The organism is Myxococcales bacterium, from assembly GCA_012517325.1.
In the GTDB taxonomy this organism is placed as follows: Bacteria; Lernaellota; Lernaellaia; order Lernaellales; family Lernaellaceae; genus JAAYVF01.
Window position 1 is genome coordinate 39,420 of sequence record JAAYVF010000125.1, and the last position, 10,916, is coordinate 50,335.

The 10,916-nt window shown below is 57.9% G+C and carries 8 protein-coding genes; 1 reads left to right on the forward strand and 7 read right to left on the reverse strand.

What is annotated here, in order from left to right; all coding sequences use genetic code 11:
* Position 1 precedes the first annotated feature (1 nt).
* The 5 genes from GX444_20585 to GX444_20605 form a co-directional block, all read right to left on the reverse strand.
* A complete protein-coding gene (locus GX444_20585; protein ID NLH50980.1) occupies positions 2-1,138 on the reverse strand; it encodes a chemotaxis response regulator protein-glutamate methylesterase in 1,137 nt (378 codons plus the stop codon).
* 94 nt (positions 1,139-1,232) lie between these two features.
* Positions 1,233-3,524: a methyl-accepting chemotaxis protein gene (locus tag GX444_20590; protein ID NLH50981.1), complete on the reverse strand. Its 2,292-nt coding sequence runs from the start codon at positions 3,522-3,524 to the stop codon at positions 1,233-1,235.
* A gap of 93 nt (positions 3,525-3,617) precedes the next feature.
* A complete protein-coding gene (locus GX444_20595) occupies positions 3,618-5,396 on the reverse strand; it encodes a methyl-accepting chemotaxis protein (GenBank protein NLH50982.1) in 1,779 nt (592 codons plus the stop codon).
* Positions 5,397-5,452: 56 nt separating this feature from the next.
* Positions 5,453-5,923 (reverse strand): chemotaxis protein CheW, encoded by a 471-nt coding sequence (locus GX444_20600; protein NLH50983.1) that lies wholly within the window; start codon positions 5,921-5,923, stop codon positions 5,453-5,455.
* A complete protein-coding gene (locus GX444_20605) occupies positions 5,920-9,057 on the reverse strand; it encodes a response regulator (GenBank protein NLH50984.1) in 3,138 nt (1,045 codons plus the stop codon). The genes GX444_20600 and GX444_20605 overlap by 4 nt, the downstream gene beginning before the upstream one ends.
* 215 nt (positions 9,058-9,272) lie before the next feature.
* Here GX444_20605 and GX444_20610 point away from each other — a divergent pair, with 215 nt between their 5' ends.
* Entirely contained in the window at positions 9,273-9,602 is a 330-nt protein-coding gene (locus GX444_20610) for a hypothetical protein (GenBank protein NLH50985.1), read from the forward strand.
* 196 nt (positions 9,603-9,798) lie between these two features.
* Here the strand turns inward: GX444_20610 and GX444_20615 are convergent, their stop codons facing one another.
* Positions 9,799-10,182: a response regulator gene (locus tag GX444_20615; protein NLH50986.1), complete on the reverse strand. Its 384-nt coding sequence runs from the start codon at positions 10,180-10,182 to the stop codon at positions 9,799-9,801.
* Between the two features lie 32 nt (positions 10,183-10,214).
* Positions 10,215-10,469, reverse strand: a complete 255-nt coding sequence (locus GX444_20620) for a hypothetical protein (GenBank protein NLH50987.1) — start codon at positions 10,467-10,469, stop codon at positions 10,215-10,217.
* Positions 10,470-10,916 lie beyond the last annotated feature (447 nt).

Consider the following 10,916-nt stretch of genomic DNA (forward strand, 5'->3'; position numbering starts at 1 on the left):
TCTAGGATTCCTTGAGCGGCGTCCGGCCCAACTTGAACAACAGGCGGTCCGCGATGTCGTCCAGATCCACGCGTTCGTTCGAAAGATTGGCTTCGTCCACCGCGCGCGGCATGCCGTAAACCACGCAGGTTTTTTCGCTTTGGGCGAGGCAATAGGTTCCCTGGCGCTTCAACGCCAGCACGCCGTCGGCGCCGTCGTCGCCCATCCCGGTCAGCACCACGGACAGAACGCCGCGGCCGTGAACCTCGGCGATCGAGCGAAACAACACATCCACCGATGGGCGGCAGCTCTTCACCGGCGGCAAATCGTTGATCACGATCTGGTAACCCTTCTCTCCCCCTTCCGCCGGCCGGATCACCATGTGAAAACCGCCCGGCGCGACGTAAACAACGTTGGGTTTGATCAGTTCGCCGTCCTCGGCTTCCTTGACGCGCAGCGCCGAAAGCCGATCGAGGTTCTTGGCCATGGAGGCGGTGAACATCGGGGGCATGTGCTGGACGAGCAGCACCGGCACGTTGAGGTTGGCCGGCAGCTTGGGAATGATGTGCGTCAGCGCCTCGGGCCCGCCCGTGGAGGACCCGATCGCCAACAGATCGAACCGGCCGGGCGGCGCCGGATACATCTCAGCGGCCGGCTTGACCAACCGCGGCGGCGGCGGCGCCGGCGGCCGCTCGACCGGGATTTCAGCGACCGGTCCGGTGCGGATGGCACGCGCCGCGCGGGTATAACGCCGGGCGCGATGCATCTGCAAAAGCGCCGCGATCTGCTTGCTCAGCAGCGCGACGTTTTCGTCGAATTTGTCGCCCTCGGGTTTTTTAATGAAATCGAGCGCCCCGTTGGCCAAGGCCTTGATGGTCAGATCCGCGCTCGTGGAGGAGACGCCGCTGATCATGATGACGCTGATTTCGGGGTAATCGCGCTTGATGATTTTCAGCGTTTCCAGGCCGTCCATCTCGGGCATTTCCACGTCGAGCAAAACGACATCGGGATTGACGGTCGGAATCTTTTTCAACGCGATCACGCCGTTCGGCGCGCTACCAACGACCTCGGCGTCCTTCAAGCCGGCGATGATATCGGTCAGAATCCGCCGGTAGACGACCGTATCATCGACCACGAGAATCCGATGGGGCTGGTCCACTTTTACTTCCCTTTTCGACAGGCCAAACGGCCCTAGGAACGGCTCAATCATCGCTTGTTTAAATATCTCTCGCCCCTGGGGCAAGTAATTTAGTTTAGTCTATTTTAAACTGTCGTACCACATCGGACAACTCGCCGACCAGACGCACCGACCGCTCGGCTTCGCCGTTGGCGGTTTCGGATCCCTGAGCAGTCGTTCGCGCTGCTTGATCGACGCCTTGAATGCCCCGCGATACCTCGTTGACACCTTTAGCTGCTTCGCGGATGCCACTGACGATTTCGCGGCCGATGCGGTCGTTGAGTTGTTGCACGTTTCCCGAAACCTCGGAAGCGCCCGCCGCGGCGCTCGATATGGTGCGGGAGATTTCATTGATGGTCGTGGTCTGTTCCTCCACCGCGGCGGCGGTTGTGTTGGTGATCGAACTGATTTCGCCGATCGTCTCGGCGACCTGGCGAATCGCCGCGACCGCATTGGTTGTCCGTTGTTGCACGTTTTGAATCTGGCCGGTGATTTCCTCGGTCGAGTTCGCTGTTTGTTTGGCCAGTTCCTTCACCTCGTTGGCAACCACCGCGAATCCCTTGCCGGCCTCGCCGGCGCTGGCGGCTTCGATCGTCGCGTTCAGCGCCAGCAAGTTGGTTTGGTCGGCGATATCGTCGATCACCTGAATGACCTTGCCGATTTCCTTGACCGCCGTTTCGAGTTGGCCGATCAACGTCGTCGCGGAATCGGCGTTGGATTTGGCGCCGTCGGTCATTTGCGAGGCGCGGGTGGTATTTTTTGCGACTTCGGACAAGGAAGACGACATTTCCTCGATGGCTGTGGCCACCGTGTTGACGCTGGTGGACATCTGTTCGGCCGCTGCGGCGATCGTATTTAGGTTCAGCGACATGGCCTCGGCGGTCTGGCTCATGCCTTGGACGTTGGCGGAAATTTCTTCCGTCGCCGTGGCAACGGTACTGGACTGCTTGGTCGTGTTATCGGCGGCGCCGGCCAACTGCGAAGCCACCTTCGTCAGACGATCGGCGCTACCGTCGAGTTGATTCGTGATGCCCGCCACGACGCGCATCGCTTTTTGCAGTTTTTCGACAAACAAGTTGAAGTTTTCCGCCAGTTCCCCCACCTCGTCGGTCGAATTGACTTCCAATCGGCTGGTCAGATCGCCCTCGCCGGAAGCGATCTCGCGCAATAAATCCTTGGTCTGCGCAATCGGCCGGCTGATTTTATTGCCGATCACCAAAGCCACGCCCAGGCCCAAACCGGCCAGGATCAATCCGCCGAGCAGAAAGGACATGAGCATGAATCGCAACCCGGCCGCCATTTTTTTCTCGGATGCCTTGAATTCCTCTTCCTGTACGGAAACGCCCAATACCCAATCCCAATCAGCGAAATAACCGACTCGCGCGATTCGAAGGCGCGCTTTATCATCGCCCGGGTTTTGCCAAAGGTACCGCACCGTGAATTTCTCGCCGCTTTTACAGGCGATTGCTTTGGTTACCATGTCCTGAATGAAATATTTGCCCGCTTGATCCTTCGCCTCCCAAACGCTTTCTCCGTCACGTTTACCCTCGTTGGAAATAATGTACTTGCCCTGCTGATCGCCCTTGCCGCCCAGCACGAACATGTAGCCCGACGTGCCGATCTTGGAGCCGAGGATTGCCTGCCGAATGGCACTGATGTTGTTTTGTTTGACGCCCACGAACAGCGCGCCGATTATCTGGCCGGAATCCTCGCGAAGCGGCACGTAAACGGTGACGTACCAATCATCGACAACAAACGCCCGGCCCTTGTATGTTTCGCCTTGCAACAGCGCCGCGACAACCTTGTTCCGCGCGCCGCCGGGTTCAACTGCCGGGATGAACGTGCCGATGGCCCGATTGCCATTGGCGGCCTTGACGTTGGTGACCACGCGCAACATGTCACCGTCCGCATTCATCCGCTGAAAAACGGTGCACGTCGCGCCGGTCAAATTGCGCACTTGATCGACCAGTGGCGTAGGCCGGTCGAATTCGAGGTTTTTTTCAAGCACCGTGCCGCCGAGGCGCAGCATCGGCAATTCGATTTTTTTACTTTGCTTGGAAAATTGATTGACCGCGTCCCAGGCAATCATTCGATCGGTCTTACTCGGCTTGCCCAACAGGCGCAATTGGTCTTGCGCCACCTTACTGTAACTTTCAACCTGCAACTGAACCGATTCCTGCTGCGAGCGAAGCATGTTCATCGCGCCTTCCAAGGCATAATCGAAACCGGCCTGAGAAAGCTCCCCGACCAACCGGCTGGCTTCCCGATTGGTGTCGGTGCCGACTAAAAAGGCCAGACCGATCAATACGATAATCGGTAAAAAGACCAAAGCCGTGCTCATCAGTAAAAGTTTTGTCTTAATTTTCATTCTTCGACTCTTTCTTTCAACAATTCACGTCCCGGTCCCGACGAAGGTCCGCCGCCGCTGAAATGCCCCCAGCGGCGGCGGTTGCAACATACGCTAGAACCGGAACTGGCTGACGATATCTTGCAGCCGTTGCGCCAGTTCGGACGTGGCCTGCGCCGCCTGGTGCGTATGGTTGGCGCCCTGGGCCGTGTCATGCGCCGCCAGGTTCACACCCTGGATGTTCTTCGACACCTCGCCGACGCCCTTGGCCGCTTCCTTGATGCTGCGCACCACCTCGACATCGATGCTGGTGTTGAGGCGTTGCACGTTTTCGGAAACATCCTTGGCGCCCTGGGCCGCCCCGGCCGTCGACCGCGAAATCTCGTTGGTCGTCGCCGTCTGTTCCTCGACCGCCGTGGCGATGGTATTGGTGATGGTGTTCATCTCGGCGATGATTTCCACGACCTGTTTGATGGCCTTCACCGCGTTGTCCGCGCGCACCTGAATGCCGCCGATCTGTTCGGTGATCACCTCGGTCGACGAGGCGGTCTGCTTGGCCAGTTCCTTGACCTCGTTGGCGACGACCGCGAAGCCCTTGCCCGCCTCGCCGGCGCTGGCGGCTTCGATGGTGGCGTTGAGCGCCAACAGGTTGGTCTGATCGGCGATGTCGTTAATGACCTCCACCACTTTGCCGATTTCACGCGCCGCCGTATCGAGCTGGGAAATCAAATCGGTGGCCGAATCGGCGTTCCGCGAAGCGGCCTCGGCGATCTGCGAAGCGCGCGCCGTATTCTTGGAAACCTCCTGCAACGAGGAGGACATTTCCTCGATCGCCGTGGCGACGGTGTTGACGCTGTTGGACATTTCCTCGGCCGCCGCCGCCATGGTGGAAACGTTGCTGGACATATGGTCGGTGGCCGTGGTGATGCCGGCGACGTTGGTGCTGATCTGCTCGGCCGCCGAGGCCACGGTGCCGGATTGATTGGTCATTTCCTCGGCGCTGCCGGCCAGTTGGGTCGAAACCGAGGACATGGTGGAGGCGGTTTCCCGCAATTCGCCGGTATTCTCGGCGATGATGCCAATCAACTTCTGAAGCTTTTCGACGAAGAGGTTGAAATTGGTGGCCAACACGCCGATTTCATCCTCGCTGTCCACGGACAGGCGCCGGGTCAAATCGCCCTCGCCCTCGGCGATATCGCGCAGCATGGTGGTCGTCTGCTGGATGTTTTTGGAAATCGCTCGGGCGACCAGATACGACACGGCCAGCGCCAGCAATGAAATCGCGAGGAAGACCAGGGTGATTTTTACCGTCAAGGCGCGAATTTCGGCCAGCACGTCTTCGATGTACATGCCCGTGCCGACGATCCAGTTCCATTTCGGCAGGATTTTCACGTAGGAAATCTTGGGCACGATTTTGTTCTTGTTGTCCGTGGCGGCCCACATGTAACCCAGAAAACCGGCGCCATGCGCCTGGCAGATCTTGACGAATTCCACGAAAATTTTCACGCCGTTCGGGTCGCTGTTATCGGCCAGACTCTTACCGATCAAATCCGTGCTGTACGGATGTGCCACCATCACCGGCTCGGTGTCATTGATCCAGAAGTAGTCCTTCATTTCCGGGCCGTAACGCAACGCGGTAATCACCTTGATGGCTTCTTTTTTCGCGGCGGCTTCATCCATTTCACCCTTGGCGCTCAACTCGGCGTAATGATTCAGGATGGTCCAAGCCACTTCCACTTGTTCCTTGATTTTTTCTTTCTTTTTCGCGAGTTGCGCATCCTTGACGGTCGGCAGGATCCACGCGAACATCAGCCCGCTGAACATGACGACCATCAACAAACCACTCAAGACAATTTTAGTGGATATTTTCAGATTGTTAAACCAAGCCAACATGACGACACCCCCCTCTTTCTTACTGGAAAGTTCTCTTTTTTTAAACCTGCGCCTGGTCAAACAGTAATTGGTGTAATTTTCAATATAGACAATAATTTATCTTCCAAGCGGACCACGCCGCTCAAATATTGACCGCTGATTTCGCCGATATTGGCCGGCGGCGGATCGATCTCCCCCGCGTCCACCGTCACGACATCGCCGACCCGGTCCACCAGTAAGCCGACGTGATCGGTTCCCAGATCTTCCTCGGCGAGCGCCTCGAACGTCTTGGTATCGATTTCCTGCTGCGTTTTGAGGATGATACCCCGCGATTCCGGGGTGATCTCGCGCGGTTTCAACCCCAGTTTCACGCCCAGATCCAGCATGGTGATGATCTGACCGCGGAGATTGAGCATGCCGCAGACATAGTCCTCGACCAGATGAACGTTGGTCAGATCGAGATGGCGGTTGATCTCGCGCACCGCCAGGATGTCGATCCCCAGCAACAAATCATCGAGATAAAACGTCGCGAATTGCCGCTCGCTCATGACGCCGCCTCTCCGCAAACCAACCCGTAGATCGTTTGCAACATCCGGTTTTTGTCGATTTTCACTTCATAGCCGTTGAAGCCGACTTCCATCGCCCGTTGCCGGGATTGATCGTCGTCCAGCGAAGTGAGGGCTAGAACCGGTAGATTTTTGATTTTTTCGTTGGCGCGAATGCGCTTGACCAGATCGAAACCGTCCATGTTCGGCATCATGATGTCGGACACCACGATGTCGAATTTGGCTCTTTCCAACAGGTGCTGGGCTTCCTCGCCGTCGCAGGCGACCTCCACCTGGAATCCCGCCGACTCGAGGAAGCTCCGTTCGAGCTGCCGGAAGAAAGGAGTGTCCTCGACCAGCAGCACCTTGACCTCGCGGTCGTCGGCCATTTGTTTCGCCACGTGGCCGAAGATGCCGGCGTCGATCTTTTCGAACAGCGTGAACAGGTCGAGCACCAGCGTGATGCGTTCGTTGAGGATCGCCGAACCGAGAATCCCCGGCGAGGCGATGTTCGAGGTGTCCAGATCGACGTCGGTTTCCAGCACGTCGAGAATTTTCGTCGCCACCAGGCCGACCGACTTTTTCACGTTCTTCGGCACGATCACGAAAAGCTGGTTCTGATCTTCCGTCGGCCGGCTGACCGAGAGCGAGTCGTGCAAGCGGATCAACCGCAGCGAGCCGCCCCGATACTGGATGAATTCCTTGTCGCCGATGCGCTCGATCTGATCGGCCGTGATTTTCTCCAGGCGCATGATCAGCGGCAGCGACATCGCGAAGGTTTCCTTCGGGCCGTTGGCGAAGATCAGCATCGACTGCCGCTCGCGCAGGGCATTGCGATGGTATTCATTTTCGATCTTGCCCGAGGCGCGCTCGATCTCCTCGAAGCGCATGCCGACCGTCTCGGCGATGCCGTGCGGATCCAAAATCATCGCCACGCTGCCGTCGCCCATGATCGTGGCGCCGGCGTAGCAGATGTTCTTTTTGATGTACTTCGAAAGCGGCTTCACCACGATTTCCTCGTTGTCGGTGATGCCCGAGACGATCAGGCCGTAGCGGTTGTTGCCGGCCTTGAGAACCAGCACGGTCACCGCGCTCTGCCGGCGCCAGCGACGGGTCGTCGTGCGCTGATCGCGCTGCTCGCTCAGAATCATTTCCGGCGCCGGATCCTTCGTCTGATTTTCCGGCTTCAGTTCGTCGGAATCGGGGTCGAGCGAGTAGGTGTGGCCGTTGCCGCGGGCCCGGCGGTCGACCAGGTTGTGGCGGCGGTTGGGTTTCTCCTCGCCCGTTTCGGGATCGATGAAGGTTTCCTGAATGCGCAGGACATCGGCGAGCCGGACGAGCGGCAACAGCTTGTCGCGAAGGCGCAGGACATCGGCGCCGTTGATTTTTTCGATCGTCTTGTGGGCGTCCTTGGCGCGGATGCGCACCAGTTCCTCGATGCTGACCTGCGGGATCGCGAACTTTTCCTTGCCGACCTTGACGATCAGCGACGGAATGATCGCCAGCGTCAGCGGCAGGCGCAGGTTGACGCGCGTGCTCTTGCCGAGGGTCGATTCGATTTCGACCGAACCGCCCAGCTTTTCGATGTTGGTCTTGACCACGTCCATGCCGACGCCGCGGCCGGAAACCGCGGTGACCTGCTCGGCGGTCGAGAAGCCCGGCGCGAACAACAGGTTGTAAACCTCGCGCTCGCTCATCTTCTCCGCCTCGGCGGCGGTAATGACCTTCTTTTCGATCGCCTTGGCCTTCACCTTGCGCGGATCGACGCCCTTCCCGTCGTCGATGATCTCGATGTTGACCATTCCGGCTTCGTGGTAGGCCCGCATCAGCACGCGGCCGACACGCGGCTTGCCGACTTTGACTCGATCCGCGGGCATTTCCACGCCGTGGTCGGCGGAATTGCGGATCAGGTGGGTCAACGGATCGGCCAGGGATTCGATGATCGATTTGTCGAGTTCGACCTCGCTGCCCTGGACATCCAGTTCGATTTCCTTGTTGAGCTTGCGGGCCATATCGCGCATCAACCGGGGGAATTTGTTGAAAATGCTGCCGACCGGCTGCATGCGCGTCTGCATGATGGCTTCTTGCAGTTCGCTGGTGACCAGGTTGATGTTCTGCAAAATGCTGTTGAGGCCGCGGATTTCCGCGATGTGGCTGTCGAGGATCTGCATCAATTGGTTGCGGCCCAGCACCATTTCGCCGGCCAGGTTCATCAGGTTGTCCAGCAACGTGACCTGCACCCGCAACGTATCGAGCTTGTCGGCCCCGGCGGCGACCGTCGCCGTTTTGGCGGTCGAGCTTTCCACGGTCGCGGCGACTTCCACCGTTGCAACGTCGGCCGTTTGCGCCGGTTTTTCGGCCTCGTAGAGCGAGATTTTACGCTCTTCGATCTTCAGCGCCGACGCCAGCAAATCGGCTTCCAACACCGTCGCGACCACGAGATTCACGGTCGCGTCAGCCGGCAGATCCTCCCATTCGCTCAGGGCGGGCGTCGCCGCCAGCAAACCGCCGATGGAAGTGATCTGATCGACGAAATCCTGCACGCCCATTCCTTGGGCCAGGACATCGGTTTTCGGATCCAGGCAAAGCGTATAGACGGTCTGACCGTTGGCTTTGGCATGCTTCAGTTTTTCCGCGTCCAATACCAAGGCGACACTTCCTTTCTGCGGGCCGGCCGGCGGAGCGGCCGGAGTGGGCTTACTCGCCGGAGTTGCCGTCTGGGCCGGAGCCGGTTTACCCGCCGCCGGCGCCTTGTCTTCCAAAATGCCGCTTAACCGGCCGATTTCCGCGTCGATGTCCACCGAGTTGCTGGACCCGACGTCCTCGATCATCAGCCGCAATTTGTCCACACCGGCCAACAGGGCGTCGACGATCGCCGGCGTCGTCTTCATGAGCCCATCCCGGATTTTCATCAGGATGTTTTCCATGATGTGGCTGAGGCGATTGATTTTGTCCAAATCCAGGAAGCCGGATGAACCCTTGATGCTGTGAATGGTGCGGAAAATCCGGTTGATCGTGGCGTTGTCCACCGTTTCGCCTTGTTGTTCCAGGGCCAACAGGTCCGGTTCCAACTGACTCAGGTGTTCGCGGGATTCAAGAACGAAATCGTTGATGAGTTCTTGCTGGGAAATATCCATCGGTTCCACCCTTATAAACGGGACTGTAAACGACCTATTCCAGGCGGCTGAAGGGAAGTCCGATGCGTCATATTTTTTTGTTCCATCACGCCTACCTGAGCAAGTTTTCGACTAACCTGCCCAAGTCCTTTAGTTTTCTTGAAAGCGAAGCGGAAAAAATGCCCGGTCTGCCGGAAAACGAGCGGCGGTGTGAAATAATTGCCGGATGATCGGCCGTGCCGTCGGATTACGGAGCGGCGATTGACGATGGGAAAAACCTAATATTTTCAAGTTTAAAAAGAAATGCCGCGCCGGGAAACCGATGTGATCGAGCCAGGATGAGAAATCCGTTCCCGCGCGGCAAAGGTTTTTTTCGTTTCAAGGAACCGCCACGCGGGAAACGCTTGAATCGGGCGGGACGTCAAATCCGTTCCCGCGTGGCAAAGCAATTTTCATTTCCAAACACCGCCGCGCGGGAAACGCTTGAATCGGGCGGGATGAAAAGTCCGTTCCCGCGCGGCAAAACAATTTTCATTTCCAAAAACCGCCACGCGGGAAACGCTTGAATCGGGCGGGACGTAAAATCCGTTCCCACGTGGCAAATCGTTATTCTGTCAAGGAGCCGAACACTGGCTCAAACCGCACCCGATCGTTTCGCTCTCCCCACGGGCGAGGTTGTCCGGGGAAGCCGTGGCTTCCCCGGCGCCCTCATGGAGGAAAGGGGGAGGACTGATCGGGCCGTGAGTCGATGCCCGTTGGTGCTCATGTTCCGGTTCTCGCTACATGGTTCTGGGCAACCTGGCGGATCGTCCGGTCCAGCAAGTCCGGGTCGAACGGTTTCTGCAAAACCGGGATGCCCATTTCTTCGACGGCCGCGCTGTCGTAGGCGGCGGTCAATCCCGTGATCAGGACGGCCGGCAGATCGGGCCGCTGCCGCCTGGCCAATTGAATGATCTCGAAGCCGTTTTTTCCGGGCATCGTGAAATCGGTCAGCAACACTTCCACCCGGTTGCCGTCCGTCGAATTCAGGATCTCCAACGCCCGGCCGCCGTGTACGGCCTTGAGGCAATCATGTCCGTACAGGAACAACCCGCGACAGATCGTCTCCAACTGGACCGGATCATCGTCAACTACCAGGATTCTCATCTTGCTATCCCCGTGAATATGGTAATAGCGTTTCATAGTTGACCAGTTTTCGCATGGGTTTGAACCGTCACGTCGGATGGATCGCTCACCATGCCGTTTACCTGGGCTGTCGACGCATTGCCGTTTGGGTTTAGATCACTTGGCGAGAAGTGAGGGCCGGAAGGTTGATTTGCCGCCACGGGCCGAAGCGAGCAGGAATCAACCGCCTGCATCATGAAAAAGAGGGTGAAGACGAGCAGTACGAACACGATCTGGAATTCTTCGATGTATCGTTTGGAAGTAAACATCTTCCAGCCCCTCCTTCTCACCGCATCACACGCCCGACATATAGAGCATCGCCCGTGCCAAATGCTCGAACATTTGTGTTTCCTCTTTATTATCGACATGTTAGGAAATTTTAAACCCTCGCCAGAAAGCCGTCTGTAAAATCCGGAAAGTGTACCAATTTGGCACACCCGCATGGCTAATCGATTGATTTAATGCACTATTTATCGATCTGCACCAAAATGAGATAGATTGAGAAAAATGTATCGAAATCCAGGTGGGTTGCCTCAGCGTGCCAAGAGAAATTAAAGGGAGGAGTCAGCAGCCGCACATACTGACCCCCTTTGAAGGCGAGACACCTGATAGAGTGATGTTGGGTCGTGTTGCGGTTGCGACGGACGGAGGCCGGAGGCCGACGGGAGCCGCAACCGCGACGGCCGCACCACCCGGGGGTATCGATGTCCAAGGAA

Excerpts from the sequence above, each read along its gene's own strand:
- GX444_20595 (NLH50982.1), bottom strand. The coding sequence starts at position 5,396 with ATGTTGGCTTGGTTTAACAATCTGAAAATATCCACTAAAATTGTCTTG.
- GX444_20620 (NLH50987.1), bottom strand. The coding sequence starts at position 10,469 with ATGTTTACTTCCAAACGATACATCGAAGAATTCCAGATCGTGTTCGTA.
- GX444_20615 (NLH50986.1), bottom strand. The coding sequence starts at position 10,182 with ATGAGAATCCTGGTAGTTGACGATGATCCGGTCCAGTTGGAGACGATC.
- GX444_20600 (NLH50983.1), bottom strand. The coding sequence starts at position 5,923 with ATGAGCGAGCGGCAATTCGCGACGTTTTATCTCGATGATTTGTTGCTG.
- GX444_20590 (NLH50981.1), bottom strand. The coding sequence starts at position 3,524 with ATGAAAATTAAGACAAAACTTTTACTGATGAGCACGGCTTTGGTCTTT.
- GX444_20605 (NLH50984.1), bottom strand. The coding sequence starts at position 9,057 with ATGGATATTTCCCAGCAAGAACTCATCAACGATTTCGTTCTTGAATCC.